13 protein-coding genes are annotated in these 16721 nt (G+C 60.0%); 11 read left to right on the plus strand and 2 right to left on the minus strand.

Annotated features, from left to right (window positions below; translation table 11 throughout):
- Positions 1–73 precede the first annotated feature (73 nt).
- A complete protein-coding gene (pgm, locus tag ACTJK7_RS00180) occupies positions 74–1720 on the plus strand; it encodes a phosphoglucomutase (alpha-D-glucose-1,6-bisphosphate-dependent) (RefSeq protein WP_323162355.1) in 1647 nt (548 codons plus the stop codon).
- Positions 1721–1781: 61 nt separating this feature from the next.
- Here the strand turns inward: pgm and ACTJK7_RS00185 are convergent, their stop codons facing one another.
- Positions 1782–2477 carry a pirin family protein gene (locus ACTJK7_RS00185; protein ID WP_440779726.1) on the minus strand — a complete coding sequence of 232 codons (696 nt, stop codon included), beginning with the start codon at positions 2475–2477 and terminating at the stop codon, positions 1782–1784.
- Between the two features lie 278 nt (positions 2478–2755).
- Between ACTJK7_RS00185 and ACTJK7_RS00190 the strand changes: the two genes are divergently transcribed.
- Positions 2756–5230, plus strand: a complete 2475-nt coding sequence (locus tag ACTJK7_RS00190; protein WP_440779725.1) for a UvrD-helicase domain-containing protein — start codon at positions 2756–2758, stop codon at positions 5228–5230.
- 57 nt (positions 5231–5287) lie between these two features.
- Here ACTJK7_RS00190 and ACTJK7_RS00195 read toward each other — a convergent pair whose 3' ends face one another.
- Positions 5288–5560: a DUF1652 domain-containing protein gene (locus ACTJK7_RS00195; protein ID WP_011334086.1), complete on the minus strand. Its 273-nt coding sequence runs from the start codon at positions 5558–5560 to the stop codon at positions 5288–5290.
- A gap of 263 nt (positions 5561–5823) precedes the next feature.
- Here ACTJK7_RS00195 and ACTJK7_RS00200 point away from each other — a divergent pair, with 263 nt between their 5' ends.
- From ACTJK7_RS00200 to ACTJK7_RS00240, 9 genes are all read left to right on the plus strand, one after another.
- Complete coding sequence (locus ACTJK7_RS00200; protein ID WP_011334087.1) at positions 5824–6639, plus strand: helix-turn-helix domain-containing protein; 816 nt, start codon at positions 5824–5826, stop codon at positions 6637–6639.
- A gap of 51 nt (positions 6640–6690) precedes the next feature.
- Positions 6691–8097, plus strand: a complete 1407-nt coding sequence (locus tag ACTJK7_RS00205; RefSeq protein WP_108561902.1) for an NAD(P)/FAD-dependent oxidoreductase — start codon at positions 6691–6693, stop codon at positions 8095–8097.
- Between the two features lie 27 nt (positions 8098–8124).
- Positions 8125–8469, plus strand: a complete 345-nt coding sequence (locus ACTJK7_RS00210) for a cupin domain-containing protein (protein ID WP_011334089.1) — start codon at positions 8125–8127, stop codon at positions 8467–8469.
- Positions 8470–8525: 56 nt separating this feature from the next.
- Complete coding sequence (locus tag ACTJK7_RS00215) at positions 8526–9611, plus strand: polyamine ABC transporter substrate-binding protein (protein WP_108561904.1); 1086 nt, start codon at positions 8526–8528, stop codon at positions 9609–9611.
- A 387-nt stretch (positions 9612–9998) separates the two neighbouring features.
- On the plus strand, positions 9999–11465 hold the full coding sequence (locus tag ACTJK7_RS00220; RefSeq protein ID WP_064381663.1) for a serralysin family metalloprotease: 1467 nt from the start codon (positions 9999–10001) through the stop codon (positions 11463–11465).
- Between the two features lie 93 nt (positions 11466–11558).
- Complete coding sequence (locus ACTJK7_RS00225) at positions 11559–11984, plus strand: AprI/Inh family metalloprotease inhibitor (protein WP_159085215.1); 426 nt, start codon at positions 11559–11561, stop codon at positions 11982–11984.
- Positions 11985–12188: 204 nt separating this feature from the next.
- Complete coding sequence (locus ACTJK7_RS00230; protein WP_064381661.1) at positions 12189–13964, plus strand: type I secretion system permease/ATPase; 1776 nt, start codon at positions 12189–12191, stop codon at positions 13962–13964.
- A complete protein-coding gene (locus ACTJK7_RS00235; RefSeq protein ID WP_085654085.1) occupies positions 13961–15310 on the plus strand; it encodes an HlyD family type I secretion periplasmic adaptor subunit in 1350 nt (449 codons plus the stop codon). The genes ACTJK7_RS00230 and ACTJK7_RS00235 overlap by 4 nt, the downstream gene beginning before the upstream one ends.
- A gap of 2 nt (positions 15311–15312) precedes the next feature.
- Positions 15313–16680, plus strand: a complete 1368-nt coding sequence (locus tag ACTJK7_RS00240; protein WP_323151605.1) for a TolC family outer membrane protein — start codon at positions 15313–15315, stop codon at positions 16678–16680.
- The last annotated feature ends 41 nt before the right edge of the window (positions 16681–16721 follow it).

Raw genomic sequence — 16721 nt, forward strand, 5'->3', positions numbered from 1 at the left:
CCATCGCACTCTGGACGAACTGCCAGTAAACTCGGTTTCAATTTCCTGAACCACTCTATTTCAGAGGTTTTGCATGACACTCAGTCCTTTTGCGGGCAAACCGGCACCGGCAGAACTGTTGGTCGACATCCCGCGACTGGTTACGGCGTATTACACCGGGCAACCCGACGCCTCGGTTTCCACCCAGCGCGTGGCGTTCGGCACCTCCGGGCACCGGGGCAGTTCCTTTGATTTGAGTTTCAACGAGTGGCACGTTCTGGCCATCAGCCAGGCAATCTGCCTGTATCGCGAAGCCCAGGGCATCACCGGGCCGTTGTTCGTCGGTATCGACACCCATGCACTGTCGACCCCGGCCGGGGCCAGTGCCCTGGAAGTGCTGGCGGCCAACGGTGTGACCGTGATGATCGCCGAAGGCGATGAGTACACCCCGACCCCGGCGGTTTCTCACGCCATTCTCTGCTACAACCGTGGTCGCACCACGGGTCTTGCCGACGGCATCGTCATCACGCCGTCGCACAACCCGCCTCAGAGCGGCGGTTACAAGTACAACCCAACCAACGGTGGCCCGGCCGATACCCACATCACCAAGTGGATCGAAGCCAAGGCCAACGAACTGCTGGCCAACAAACTGGCCGGCGTCAAACGCATCAGCTACGAGCAGGCGCTCAAGGCCGCAACCACCCACCGTCACGACTACGTCAACACCTACGTGGCCGACCTGATCAACGTCATCGACTTCGATGCCATTCGCGGCGCCAAACTGCGCCTGGGTGTCGATCCGCTGGGCGGAGCAGGGGTGCGCTACTGGTCGGCGATTGCCGAGCACTATCGTCTGGACCTGGACGTGGTGAACAAGGAAGTCGATTCGACGTTCCGCTTCATGACCGTCGACTGGGACGGGCAGATTCGTATGGACCCATCGTCCAGCCATGCCATGCAAGGCCTGATCGGTCTGAAAGAACGCTTTGACGTGGCCTTCGCCTGCGATCCGGATCACGACCGTCACGGCATCGTCACGCCGTCCGGCGGCCTGCTGGCACCGAACAACTACCTGGCCGTGTCAATCGACTACCTGTTCCAGAACCGTCCGCAGTGGCGCGCCGATGCGGCCGTGGGCAAAACCGTGGTCAGCAGCGGTCTGATCGATCGCGTGGCCAAGCGTCTGGGCCGTCGCCTGTACGAAGTGCCGGTCGGCTTCAAATGGTTCGCCGATGGTCTGTTTGACGGCTCGCTGGGTTTTGGCGGCGAAGAAAGCGCCGGCGCCTCGTTCCTGCGCAAGGACGGCGGGGTCTGGAGCACCGACAAGGACGGTCTGATTCCAGCCCTGCTGGCCGCTGAAATGACCGCCCGTACCGGCCGTGACCCAAGCCAGACCTACCGTGCGCTGACCGACGAGCTGGGCGAGCCATTCTCGGTGCGTGTCGACGCCAAGGCCAATCCAGAGCAGAAAGCCCTGCTGAGCAAACTGTCGCCGGAGCAGGTCACCTCGACCGAACTGGCGGGCGAGAAGATCCAGAGCATTCTCAGCAAAGCGCCGGGCAACGATCAGGCCATTGGCGGTCTGAAGGTGATGACCGAAAACGGCTGGTTCGCCGCACGTCCGTCGGGCACCGAAGACATCTACAAGATTTACGCCGAGAGCTTTATCGGCGACGACCACCTCAAGCAACTGGTGGCTGAAGCGCAAACGCTGGTCGACGGTGCGATCAGCACCCAGTAAATCCAGGCAATGGAAAAGGGCGACCCTGAGGTCGCCCTTTTTTGTACCCGCGATTCGCCGATCAGGCCAGATCCACCAACACGATCTCGCTGTCTTCAAGCGCCGTGACGGTCAACACCTGTTCATCGGCCACTGCCACACCGTCTCGAGCTTGTGCGCGCAAGCCGTTGACTTCAATGACACCCGTAGCGGGAACCAGATACGCCCGGCGTCCGGCATCAAGGCGATATTCAGCGGTTTCACCGGCCTTGATATTGGCCGCCACCAAACGCGCGTCGGCGCGGATGCGCAGGCTCTGGTCGTCACCAGTCTTGCCGCTGGCGAGCGTTACGAAACCTTCGCGGTTGCCTTTGGGGAACGGTTTGGCGCCCCAGGACGGCGGCGCGCCGTTTTCGGTTGGCAGAATCCAGATCTGGAATATCTTGGTATCCGTGGCTTCCAGGTTGTATTCACTGTGGGCGATCCCGGTGCCGGCGCTCATCACTTGCACGTCGCCAGCCTCGGTGCGGCCCTTGTTGCCAAGGTTATCCTGGTGGCTGATCGCACCTTCACGCACGTAAGTGATGATTTCCATGTCGCGGTGGGGGTGAGTCGGGAAGCCCGTACCGGCGGCAATGATGTCGTCGTTCCACACGCGCAGGTTGCCCCAGCTCATGCGTTGCGGATCGTAGTACTCGGCGAACGAAAAATGGTGATGGGCATCCAACCAGCCGTGATGGGCGCCGCCCAGCGAGCTGAAGGGTCTGAGTTCAAGCATGATCGTCTCCTCAAAAGGTTCGTCATGGGGCGTGATGCCTGAGCCACGAAGCGAGACCGGTGATTGATGGCACGCATCATCTATCAGTCAAACATCGATAAAAAGCGTAAAAAGTGCGGCATTCCAATCGAATCAATGGATATATAAAAAGCTCGAAACCGTCTCATCCCACCTTCAATTCATCGCCTAAACCAATGACCTGTAAGCATTTCGCTAGAACAAAAAAGCAAATGCAGACACCATAGCCCCCCACAGCCTCACATCCGGAGTCCGTCAGCGTGGCGCAACACACCCCCGATCTTCCTCCCGAACTTCGCCCACTGGCCGAGATGCCATGGTTCAAACGCCTGGCGGCGCGTTTCTTAGGCCACGGCCTGACGCAACTGCGCGCCCAGCACCGAGCCTCGTGGCTGCATGGTCAGGCCGATGGCTTTCGCAGCGGACATACCGCCGGCGTGGATTACGGGTACAAGGAAGGCAAGGCGGACGGGCTGGAAGAGGGCCGCCAGGTTTTGTTGATCCGCGACAGCCGTAATACCGAGCATCGTCCTCCGGGTATCGATAATCATCTGTTCGACGACTGGCGCCTGCCGCTCGGCGCAGAACTGAAGAAACGCATGAAAGCCGACGTTGCGCGTCTGTTGCCAGCCCACGCCCAGCCGAGCGTTGCGCAATGGAAGATGATTTTCAGCGATACCCCGTCAACCTCGGTGATTGCCGGCGCCGGAGCCGGCAAATCGACCACGCTGGTGTTGCGGATCCTGCTGCTGACTCACTATCTGGGCTTCGAGCTCGATTCGATGACCGTGGTGACCTTCACCCGCGAGTCGCGCAGGGACTTCATCAAAAAACTGATCGAACTGTTCGCGTTGTGGGGCCGGGCACTGAGTCAGAAAGACGCGCGGGATCTGGTGCGCACCTTCCACTCGCGGATCTTGCCGATGGTTCGCAGCCTGCCGGGGTTCGAGCGCTTGCAGGCATTCGAAAACCTCAGCCACCGCCCGCAGGGTGGGGAAGAAGACGTCGACAGCAATCCGTTCGATCTGCGTATCAACGACGCGCAGCGCCAGCAGCTCAACGCGTGTTACCACCGTCTCTACAAAGAAGACCCGCGCTTTGCGCAACTGATCCAGCCGCTGTCCCGGCACGCCTTGCAGCTCAAGGAGCTGGAACGCGATCACCCGGACGTGCAAAAGCGCGTGGCCGTGACAGAGCTGGCCGCTCGCCGCGATGAAGAGCTGTGCGACATGATCGAGGACATGTGGCTGCGTGCGGGCGCCTGGCCGATCAAGGGTATCGAACCGAGTCGCCAGGCATTCGAAATCAATGGCGCATCGTTCCATGGCCACGGCTACATTCCGAGCTTGGACGCCTGGGTGGTATTGGGTTTCGACCCTCGGGAAAACCCGCAGGTCTGCCGTCCCAACGCCAAGCTGACGGTGCGTGCAGAGTGGGCAGTAAAGCGCACCCTGTTTCAAGCTTTCTGTCGCAAGCCACTGATTTGGCTGGATAATTACGAATCTTCAAAGCGTTTATTGGCCACGCTGGCAGGCGATGTCAGCGCCGGTCCCGGCTTCGATTACAAGGTCAAGGGCGAGCTGGCGTCCGCGCCACTGCTCGACTGTTTTGTCGCCGCCGCCGGTTTTATCGAGAACCTGGGCCTGGATGTGCCGGACGCCGTTGGCCGCATGAGTTTCGCCAAGGATGATCCGGACCGGTATTTCTTCGAAGCCTTGAGCCTATTCTGGCGCGCGCTGGAAGATCATCTGCTGGATCAGAAGCCGCCGGTCATGACCTACAACCGGATGTTCGCGCTGTTCAGCGAGCATTCACCGGAAAACTTCAAACTGCTCAGCGATGAGCTGTTGCGGCCAATGTCGCACCTGATGATCGATGAGTTTCAGGACGTTTCGCCGCAAATCGTCTCGTGGATTCGCGCCAGTCTCTCGGAAATCCGCAGTCGTGGTCCCGCGATGCACGTCGGACGAGGCGCGCAGCGATCCTCGTTGCTTTGCGTAGGCGATGACTGGCAATCGATCTACGGCTGGCGCGGCAGTTCGCCGAGCTACTTCATGGAATTCAACAAGGAATTCCCGTCGCCGAGTACGACCCGGGTGATGCTCAGCGACAACTATCGCAGCCATCAGCACATCATCGACGCGGCGGAACACATCGTCCGGGCAGCGCCGGCGATCCCGGGCAAGAAGGCCAAGGCCAGCGGCGAGGAGAGGCCGTTGCAGCCAGTCAACGTGCTGGAGCGCGACGATCAGGCACTCGGCCAGCGCCTGGCGGAACACTACCGCAAGGGCGATTCAATCCTGATGCTATATCGAAAAAGCAGCGATAAATTATTGATAGAGCAGCATATTCAGTCTGTAGTTAATGTGGATTCGAGCTTGCCGTACGAGTCCCGCCGACTGAAACAACTGACCTATCACAGCGCCAAAGGTCTGCAGGCCGACGCGGTTTTTCTGCTGGGCGATTGCCAGCACCTGACCAGTTCGCCATACAAGAATCAGGTGTATCGCATGGCCGGACTGGGCAAGGCCGGCGACAGCGAGCCTTATGACAGTGCGCAAAAAGACGAAATCCTGCGCCTGGCCTACGTCGGCATCACTCGCGCAGTCAGCCATTGCTACTGGTACGTCGAGCCGCAAGACACGCAGGCAGTCAACATGCCTCGAGCTTCCGACCGGGTTGCCAAAGGCAAACCGTTCTTCGTCGATCATCGTCCGGAAAAGAAAACGGCCTGAATCCAATGCCCAAGAAAAAGCCCGCGCAAAGCGGGCTTTTTATTTTAAATCAGCTAGTTATGCATAACTCTTGAGAGATTCCGGAGGAATGAATGCCTCCAGCTCGTCCTCGACGGCTTCGATTATTCGCTCCACATCCGCCGCGTTCATCACTGTGGCACAGGGGATGCCGGCGATCGCGATCAGGGTTTCGCCGCTGGCCCGATCGAACAGACGCGCGACCAGACTGCCCGGCGCATCCATGGTCGCCTCGAACCCCATGGGATGAAAATGCCAGCGCATCAGCTGGCAGGCATTGGGAAACGTGACCTTGCTTGACCCTTTATTCATGTGTTGCCCGCCTTCTTCATCGAGCGCTTCCGTTCGCTCATGGTAGGTGGGAAGAGCCGTCATTGGCCCAACCGGTGATTGCCTTTAAAAGTAGCATCTGGATGTGAAGTTCCTGTGAGAATTTTCAGTCGATTTAGCGATTGCCGGGATTTTTTTGATGTAAGTCACTGTCCATCGCGATCTTCGGCAAAGTGCTATCACTGTCGGTTATTGAAGCAACATCAGAAGTTGGGCAAGCTCGATTCTTTTTCCACGAGTCTCTTATGCACGCCGATGATGACGGCCCGGAACAGAGCCGGGCCACGGCCGAAACGGTCATGCGCTATCACCTGTGCTGGAAACACCGGGACCTGGATGGCGTCATGGCGCTGTACCACCCGGACATCCAGTACAACGATTTCTTCCAGAACCGCGTGCTCGGCCTCGACGAGTTGCGCGAGTACGTCCGGGTCAGCATGCCGCGCGAGTCCGACGAAGCGCTGGAGCATTGCGACCGCATCCGTATCGACGGCAACACCGCCTTCATTCAATACGAAGTGACGTTGCGCGGTGGTAACGGGCTGGTGTCGTTTCGCTCCAGTGAAGCGATCACGGTCAAGGACGGACAGATCTGGCGGGTCAACGAATATGCGTCGCTGGTGCGCGAACAGGCCGACAGCTTGACGGCAACCCGCCAGCGCCCGGCGACGAGTCGCCTGGGCCTGTCGCCCCGTCAGCTGAGTTTCATGGCCGATGACTTGCAACAATACTTCCAGCGTCAGCAGCCTTATCTCGATCCGGAACTCGATCTGCAACGGGTGGCGAAGGAGTGCGGGTACAGCCGTAACCAGATTTCCTACCTGTTGAATCAGGTGCTGGGGCAAAGCTTCTACCGCTACGTCAATCAGGCGCGCCTGCAACATCTGTTGCAGTCGCTGGACAACGCCACGCCGCCGCTGCGCATCGATGAACTGGCCTTCGCCGCCGGTTTCAATTCGCTGTCGGCTTTCTATAGCTGCTTTCGCCAGCACACCGGCCAGTCGCCCAAGGCCTATGCGAAGCAAATTTCTTTGCGGACACGCGCGCAAGACAATCCCTGAGTTCTGCCTCTAGGATCGACGCCATCGAAACCTGGATTGGCGGAGTCTTGCATGCCGGCGTGGCGCACTATCAGTTTGTGGATGGATCAACTCGACGAGCCGCTGACCGCGCGCCCGTCGCTTGCGCAGGACCTGGACGTCGACGTGGCGATCATCGGCGCCGGTTACACCGGACTGTGGACTGCGTACTACCTGAAACAACAGGCGCCGAACCTGAACATCGCCATCATCGAAGCGCAAACCGCCGGGTTCGGCGCGTCCGGTCGCAATGGCGGCTGGTTGATGGGCAATCTGCTGGGCGAGGATCGCCTGCTGGCAGGGCTGTCGCCACAACAACGCCGTGCTTCATTCGACCTGTTGCACAGCATTCCCGATGAAGTGGAAATCGTCCTCGAACGCGAAGGCATCGACTGTGATTACCGCAAGGGCGGGGTGCTGTACTGCGCCGCGCGCTATCCCGAGCAGGAAGCCAGTCTTCGCGACTACCTGAAAAAGCTCCACGCCCAGGGCCTGACCGACGACGATTACCGCTGGCTAAGCCCGGAGCAACTGGCGCAGCAACTGCGAATCGCCAAACCCTATGGCGCGATCTTCGCGCCGCACGTGGCGACCATTCACCCGGCGAAACTGGTGCGCGGCCTGGCGCGAGCCGTCGAAAGGATGGGGGTGAAAATCTACGAAAACAGCCCGGTGATCCATTGGCAGGCCGGCAGTCTGCGCACCGAACAGGCAACCGTACGCAGCCGCTGGATCGTCCCGGCCATCGAAGGTTATTCCGTCACGCTGCCGCCGCTGGGCCGTTATCAATTACCGGTGCAGAGCCTGATCGTCGCCACCGAGCCGTTGTCCGCCGCGACCTGGGACGCAATCGGCCTGAGCCGAGGCCAGGCTTTCAGCGAGTTCAGCCGTCAGGTCACTTACGGCCAGCGCAGTGCCGACAACCGGCTGATCTTCGGCGCCCGTGGCGGTTATCAGTTCGCTGGCAAGCTGCGCCACAACTTCGACCTGACCCGCGATGAAGTCGAGCTGCGTCGCTACCTGTTCGGCGAACTGTTCCCGCAGCTCAAAAACGTGCAGATCACCCACGCCTGGGGCGGCAACCTCGGCATGTCCCGGCATTTCAAACCGCACATGCTGTGTGACCGGGCCAACGGCATCGCGCTTTCCGGTGGATATGGCGGTGAGGGTGTCGGCGCCTCCAATCTGGGCGGACGGACGCTGGCGGATCTGATTCTTGAGCGCGACACCGAGCTGACGCATCAGCCATGGGTGTTGCCCGATGGCGGGATCCACGCACTGCGAGCGTGGGAGCCCGAGCCGTGCCGCTGGCTCGGCTACAACGCAATCATCAAAAGCTTCGTCCACGAAGACCAGACCCTGGCCAATCCGGCGACCGCACCCTGGCGGCGCAAGCTTGCCCGCCAGGTGGCCGGATTCATGGAAGGTTTCATGCACTAAACGTTTTACTACGAGACAGGTAACGCCATGAGCATCACCCAATTCAAGAACACCGCCACGTTGCAACTGGATGAGTCCAATCCGGTGGCCGTACCGCTCGGCACGCCGGTAGCGATTGCATCGACCACCAGCGTCGAGCGCGACGACGGCGTCGAAACCGGGGTCTGGGAATGCACCCCGGGGCGCTGGCGCCGGCAGATCACCGCTCAGGAGTTCTGCCATTTCATTTCCGGTCGCTGCACGTTCACCCCGGACGACGGCGGCGAAACCCTGCACATACAAGGTGGCGACGCACTGATGTTGCCGGCCAATACGCTCGGGATCTGGGACATCGAGGAAACCGTGCGCAAGACCTATGTCCTGATTTTCTGACGTTTTGATCCTTTTGATTGCCTGCCAACAACAATAGCCAATACAGGAATCGATCCATGATCCGAAAGACCCTCGCGCTCGCACCTTTGATGCTCGCCGTTTCCCTCGCTCAGGCTGCGGATACGGTCAAGGTTTACAACTGGTCCGACTACATCGCACCGGACACCGCCAAGAACTTCGAAAAGGCCAGCGGCATCGGCGTCACCTATGACGTCTACGACAGCAACGAAACCCTCGACGGCAAGCTGATGACCGGTAAATCCGGTTACGACGTGGTGTTTCCCTCCAACCACTTCATGGCGCGGCAGATCGAGGGCGGAGCGCTGAAGAAACTCGACAAGAGCCAGTTGCCGAACTGGAAGAACCTCAACCCGGTGTTGCTCAAGGCCTTGCAGACTAACGATCCGGGCAACGAACACGGCTTTCCGTACCTGTGGGGCAGTACCGGCATCGGCTACAACATCGCCAAGGTCAAGGCTGTGCTGGGTGACAACGCGCCGGTGGACTCCTGGGACCTGATCTTCAAACCCGAATACATGGAAAAACTGCAGAAATGCGGCGTGGCGATCCTCGACAACGGCCCGGAACTGCTACCGGCAGCGCTCAATTACCTGGGGTTGCCGCACCACAGCAAGAATCCGGAAGACTATAAAAAAGCCGAAGCGCTGCTGATGAAAGTGCGGCCGTACGTCAGCTATTTCCACTCCTCGAAGTACACCAGCGACCTGGCCAACGGTGACATCTGCGTGGCTGTCGGTTTCTCCGGCGACATACTGCAAGCGGAAAACCGCGCCAAAGAGGCGAAGAACGGCATCGACATCGGTTACGAAATTCCCAGGGAAGGCGCCGCGATCTGGTTCGACATGGTCGCCATGCCGGCCGACGCACCGGACGAGAAGGCCGGCTACGCATTCATGAACTACCTGCTGCGCCCGGACGTGATGGCCGGCATCAGCAACTACGTGCACTACGCCAATGGCAACGAGCAGGCCGACAGCCTGATCGATCCGGCGATCAAGAACGACACCAAGGTGTATCCGAGCCCGGAAATGATGGGCAAGCTGTTCGCACTGGAAGCGATGCCGCTGAACATCGACCGGATCCGCACGCGGGTGTGGAACAAGATTCGTACTGGCAGCTGAAGAAAAACAGGCGAGGGCGGCACAGCCCTCGCTGATTATGTCCTGTCGGAATTACTTGATATCAATACACTGGCATCGCACTGATAAAGTGCAGCAAAGTGAGACGTTGCTAACAAAAAACAACTTACCGATATTTAATATTTAAATAAGAAATCGTCAGACAATTAGGCAGGCTCACCAAACTTACAACATTCTTTCGGCGGCACGCGCTTTGTTTACGGGAGTTTCCCGGAACAGTTCAATTTGATCTCGAAAAAACGCTAGACGACAGATTTCAAATTGTGTCAGGTTTCTTACGCCTTCATTGGGCGAGTGATAGGACAATCTCGCCAGGGGTTGTCGCTATCGGACAAAAACTGTTCCATTGCTAAACAAGGAAGTGTGTTTATGTCGAAAGTAAAAGCTAACGCTGTTGATACCGCCGAACAGGCTTTCCAGCTGGGCGCGGCGCCGCAACCTCTGGCAGCGACCAGCACGGCGTATAACCAGATCAATAGCTTCAGCCATCAGTACGATCGTGGCGGCAACCTCACGGTCAATGGCAAACCCTCCTTCTCCGTCGACCAGGCCGCCACCCAGCTGCTGCGCGACGGCGCTGCCTATCAGGACAAGGATGGCAGCGGCAAGATCGAGCTCACCTACACGTTCCTGACCTCGGCATCGTCCAGCACGATGAACAAGCACGGGATCAGCGGGTTCAGTCAGTTCAGTACCCAACAAAAAGCCCAGGCCGTGCTCGCCATGCAATCCTGGGCCGATGTGGCCAACGTGACCTTCACCGAGAAAGCCTCGGGCGGTGACGGTCACATGACCTTCGGTAACTACAGCGGTGGCCAGGATGGCGCTGCAGCGTTCGCTTATCTGCCAGGCACCGGCGCCGGTTATGACGGCACATCGTGGTACCTGATCAACAGTGGCTACACGCAAAACAAGAATCCGGATCTGAACAACTACGGTCGTCAGACCCTGACCCACGAAATCGGCCACACCCTTGGTCTGGCGCACCCGGGCGACTACAACGCCGGCAACGGCAACCCGACCTACAACGACGCCACCTACGGGCAAGACACCCGCGGCTACAGCGTCATGAGCTACTGGAGCGAAAGCAACACCAGTCAGAACTTCAGCAAGGGTGGCGTGGAAGCCTATTCCTCCGGCCCGCTGATGGATGACATCGCAGCGATCCAGAAGCTCTACGGAGCCAACCTGACCACCCGTACCGGTGATACCACTTACGGCTTCAACTCCAACGCAGGTCGCGACTTCCTCAGCGCCTCGTCGTCGGCCGACAAGCTGGTGTTCTCGGTGTGGGATGCGGGCGGCAAGGACACCTTCGACTTCTCGGGCTTCACCCAGAACCAGAAGATCAACCTCAATGAAGCCTCGTTCTCCGACGTTGGCGGCCTGGTGGGCAACGTGTCCATCGCCAAGGGCGTCACCATCGAGAACGCCATTGGCGGTTCGGGCAACGACCTGCTGATCGGTAACAGCGCGGCCAACGAGCTCAAAGGCGGTGCCGGCAACGACATCATCTGGGGCGCCGGCGGTGCTGACAAGCTGTGGGGCGGCGCGGGTTCGGACACCTTTGTGTTCGCGGCCAGCTCCGACTCCAAGCCGGGTGCGATCGATCAGATCCTCGATTTCGTCAGCGGTCTGGACAAAATCGACCTGACCGGTATCACCAAGGGCGCCGGCCTGCACTTCGTCAGCGCCTTCACCGGTGCGGCGGGTGATGCGGTCCTGACTTCCTCGGGTGGCAACAGCCTGCTGTCGGTGGACTTCTCCGGGCACGGCGTGGCTGATTTCCAGGTCAGTACCGTTGGCCAGGCAGCCACCAGCGACATCGTGGCGTGACGTAACACGGGAAAGCGGCGCGTGATGCGCCGCTTTCTTTACTTGCATCGCCATGGCCGGTAAGCAAGGCTACGTACCGGAGTGAAATTTCCTATGATCCAATTCGCTATTACCCGCAAAGCGGCGGCGTATCTGTTGCCGATGCTGATGATTTCTGGAGAAACAACCATGGCAAGCAGCCTCAGACTTGAAGACCCATCGGTATTTGCCGGGCAGTGGCAGGCAACCCTGAGCGCCCGCAGTGACAGTCCCGAAGCGCAAGCCCTGCAAGACAAACCGTCGAACACCTGCCAGATCGACCTCGAGGCGAACCAGACCTTGGGCAAGGGCGCCGATTGCCTGAGCGCGTGGTTGCAGGATGCCGCCATCGGCTGGTTTCCCGATCCGGACGGTCTGTCGATCACCGGCAAGGAAGGCTCAAGAATCCAGTTTTTCAGCCGACAACGTGAAGGGCTTTATCTGAGCACTTTGAAGTCGGGCCTGGTGATTACACTTGAGCGTTCCTCGCAGCAGCCGTAATGACCGAAACCGACTGACCGTTTAAATATAAAGCGCCCCGTTACAGTTATAAGCGACAGTGCAATAACTTGCAGGCCGGTTTTAATCGCCGAAGTTGTTGTTGAAGTGTAAGCAGGTACTGGCGGTTTATGTCCCGCACGCCATGCGGACAATTAATTGAAGTCTCGCCAAGCAGGGCGGGAAATACCATTTCAGGAATAATCAATGAAGATGGCGAAGGCCCCAGCCACCGCTCCCTTATTCAAGGCCTTGGGTGACTATAAAAGCATTCTGATCAGCGTCGGATGCTTTACCGCACTGATTAACGTGCTGATGCTGGTGCCCTCCATATATATGCTTCAGGTTTACGACCGGGTGCTGTCTTCGCAGAACGAAACCACCCTGGCGATGCTGTCGCTGATGGTCGTCGGTTTCTTCGCCTTCATCGGTCTGCTGGAGGTGGTGCGCAGCTTTATCGTGATCCGCATCGGCAGCCAGCTCGAGCGTCGTTTCAATCTGCGGGTCTATCAGGCGGCGTTCGAGCGCAATCTGTTCAAGGGCGAGGGTAACGCCGGACAGTCCCTGGGCGACCTGACCCACATTCGCCAGTTCGTCACCGGGCCTGCGCTGTTCGCGTTCTTCGATGCGCCGTGGTTCCCGGTGTACCTGTTCGTGATTTACCTGTTCAACGTCTGGCTCGGCGTGCTCGCCACAGCGGGAGCGCTGCTGCTGATCGCGCTGGCGTGCCTGAACGAATACATGACCAAAAAGCCGCTGGGCGAAGCCGCCGGTTTCTCGCAGAAGTCCAGCCAGTTGGCCACCAGCCATCTGCACAACGCCGAAACCATTCAGGCGATGGGCATGCTCGGCGCCTTGCGCAAGCGCTGGTTCCAGGTGCATTCGCGCTTCCTCGGCCTGCAGAATCAGGCCAGCGACACTGGTGCGGTGATCAGCTCGCTGAGCAAGACCCTGCGTCTGTGCCTGCAATCGCTGGTGCTGGGCCTCGGCGCACTGCTGGTGATCAAGGGCGACATGACCGCCGGGATGATGATCGCCGGCTCCATCCTGATGGGCCGGGTGCTGAGCCCGATCGACCAGTTGATTGCCGTGTGGAAGCAGTGGAGCGGGGCGAAGCTGGCTTACCGCCGCCTCGATGCGCTGCTGCAAGCCTTCCCGCCAAGTGACGACGCCATGGCGCTGCCGGCGCCGAAAGGCCAGATCACTTTCGAACAAGTCAGCGCCGGTCCTCCGGGTCAGCGCGCCGCAACCCTGCATATGGTCAATTTCAGCCTGGGGGCCGGTGAAGTGTTGGGCGTGCTCGGTGCTTCCGGCTCCGGCAAATCGACCCTGGCGCGTGTGCTGGTCGGCGTATGGCCGGCCCTTGGCGGCACGGTGCGTCTGGACGGCGCTGATATTCACCGCTGGAACCGCGATCAGCTCGGCCCGTACATTGGCTATCTGCCGCAGGACATCGAACTGTTCAGCGGCAGCATCGCCGAGAACATCGCCCGCTTCAGCGAAGCCGATCCGCAAAAGGTCGTGGCCGCCGCGCAACAGGCCGGGGTGCACGAACTGATCCTGCGCATGCCACAAGGCTACGACACGCAACTGGGCGAGGACGGCAGCGGTTTGTCCGGCGGGCAGAAACAGCGCGTGGCACTGGCCCGTGCGTTGTACGGCAACCCGAGCCTGGTGGTGCTGGATGAACCTAACTCCAACCTCGACACCGTCGGCGAAGCCGCGCTGTCCAGCGCGATCGTGCAGCTCAAGGCCCAGGGCACCACTGTAGTGCTGGTGACCCACCGTTCTTCGGTACTGGCCCAGGCCGACAAGCTGCTGGTGCTCAACGACGGTCGCCTGCAAGCCTTCGGCCCGAGCCACGATGTGCTCAAGGCGCTGTCCGGCAACGCGCCACAACAAAATGAAAAACCTGCGCAGGCACCGGCCGGGCTCAGCATGAGCCGACAGTATCAGCCGACGACAAGGAATTCGGGTGTATGAGCAGCGCGAGCATGAACACGCAAAATGAAGCCACGATGGAACACGACTACATCACCGAGCGCCCGGAGCGCGACGCAAAGTTTTTCGCCCGCATGGGCTGGATTCTGGCGCTGGTCGGTGCCGGCAGTTTCTTCACCTGGGCGGCATTGGCGCCGCTGGATCAAGGGATTCCGGTACAAGGCACTGTGGTGGTGTCGGGCAAACGCAAAGCCGTGCAGTCGATGAGCAGCGGCGTGGTCAGCCGGATTCTGGTGCGCGAAGGCGAAATCGTAAAGCAGGGCCAGCCGCTGTTCCGCCTCGACCAGACCCAGGTCGCCGCCGACGTGCAGTCGCTGCAGGCGCAATACCGCATGGCCTGGGCCAGCCTCGCGCGCTGGCAGGCCGAGCGTGACAACCTCAAGCAAGTGACCTTTCCGGCAGAACTGAGCGACAACGCCGATCCGCGCCTGGCACTGGTGCTGGAAGGGCAACGGCAACTGTTCAGCAGTCGCCGCGAAGCGTTTGCCCGCGAGCAGGCCGCCCTGCGTGCCAGCATCGAAGGCGCCACTGCGCAACTGGCGGGCATGCGCCGCGCCCGTACTGACCTCAACGCGCAGGCCGATTCGTTGCAACAGCAACTGAGCAACCTGCAACCGCTGGCCGACAACGGCTACATCCCGCGCAACCGCTTGATGGAATATCAGCGTCAGCTGTCGCAGGTGCAGCAGCAACTGGCCGAGAACACTGGCGAAAGTGGCCGGGTAGAGCAGGGCATTCTTGAATCCCGCCTGAAGCTGCAACAGCACGGCGAGGAGTACCAGAAGGAAGTCCGCACTCAACTGGCTGACGCGCAACTGAAAAGCGTCACGCTGTCCGAGCAACTGACCTCCGCCGGTTTCGACCTGCAGCACAGCGAAATCCTCGCCACCGCCGACGGCGTGGCAGTCAACCTCGGCGTACACACCGAAGGCGCCGTGGTGCGTCAGGGCGAAACCCTGCTGGAAATCGTCCCGCAAGGCACGCGCCTGGAAGTCGAAGGCCACCTGCCGATCAACCTGATCGACAAGGTCGGCACGCACTTGCCGGTCGACATCCTGTTCACCGCATTCAACCAGAGCAAGACGCCACGGGTGCCCGGCGAAGTCAGCCTGATTTCCGCCGACCAGATGGTCGATGAGAAAACCGGCGTGCCGTACTACGTGCTGCGCAGCAGCGTCAGCGATCAGGCCATGGAAAAACTCAACGGGCTGGTGATCAAGCCCGGCATGCCGGCGGAAATGTTCGTGCGCACTGGCGAACGTTCACTCCTCAACTACCTGTTCAAGCCGCTGCTCGACCGCGCCGGTTCCGCGTTGACCGAAGAATAAGGATGTTCGGCTGTATGAATAAGCTTTCCATGCTGGCGGCAGCGTTCGCGCTGCTTGCGGGCAACAGTGCAGTGGCGGCCATGGGGCCGTTCGAGATCTACGAACAGGCGTTGCGCAATGACCCGGTGTTCCTCGGTGCGATCAAGGAGCGCGATGCCGGCCTTGAAAACCGTGCCATCGGCCGCGCCGGCCTGTTGCCGAAACTGGGTTACAACTACAACAAGGGCCGCAACTCGTCGAAGGCCACGTCCCTCGACGAACGCGCGCGCAATCGCACCGATGAGCGTAATTACAGCAGCTATGGCTCAAGCCTGACCCTGCAACAACCGTTGCTCGACTACGAAGCCTACGCGGCCTATCGCAAAGGCGTGGCCCAGTCGCTGTTTGCCGACGAGAACTTTCGCGGCAAGAGCCAGGAGCTGCTGGTTCGCGTACTGGATAACTACACCAAGGCCTTGTTTGCCCAGGATCAGATCGACATCGCGCAGGCCAAGAAAAAGGCTTACGAGCAGCAGTTCCAGCAGAACGAGCATATGTTCAAGCAGGGCGAGGGCACCCGTACGGACATCCTTGAAGCCGAGTCGCGTTACGAACTGGCGACCGCCGAGGAAATCGAGGCCCGCGACGAGCAGGATGCCGCGCTACGGGAGCTGGGCGCATTGGTAGGCGTGCCGGCGATGGACATCAGTGATCTGGCGCCGCTGGATCAGAACTTCCAGACGTTCGCCTTGATACCGGCCAACTACGACACCTGGCATGAGCTGGCAGTCAGCAACAACCCGAACCTTGCGTCCCAGCGTCAGGCGGTGGAAGTGGCGCGGTACGAAGTCGAGCGCAACCGCGCCGGGCACCTGCCGAAAGTCAGCGCTTACGCCACGATGCGCCAGAACGAATCGGAAAGCGGCAACACCTACAACCAGCGTTACGAAACCAACACCATCGGTTTCGAAGTCAGTGTGCCGTTGTATGCCGGTGGCGGCGTGTCGGCTTCGACCCGTCAGGCCAGCCGGACCATGGAACAGGCCGAATACGAACTGGACGGCAAGACCCGCGAGACGCTGATCGAATTGCGCCGGCAGTTCAGCGCGTGTCTGTCCGGGGTCAACAAGTTGCGTGCCTATCAAAAGGCCCTGGCCTCGGCCGAAGCGCTGGTGGTGTCGACCAAACAAAGCATTCTCGGCGGTGAGCGCACCAATCTCGACGCCCTGAACGCCGAACAACAACTGTTTACCACCCGCCGTGATCTGGCCCAGGCACGCTATGACTACCTCATGGCCTGGACCAAGTTGCATTACTACGCGGGCACCTTGAGCGAACAGGATCTGGCGCGGGTGGATGAGGCGTTCGGACAGGGCCCACGAACGCAATAACACCGTAGCTTCAACGCAAAAAGCTTCGACCCAAAACAACA

It is taken from the genome of Pseudomonas sp. 22085, from assembly GCF_052045815.1.
Taxonomy (GTDB): Bacteria; Pseudomonadota; Gammaproteobacteria; order Pseudomonadales; family Pseudomonadaceae; genus Aquipseudomonas; species Aquipseudomonas glycinae.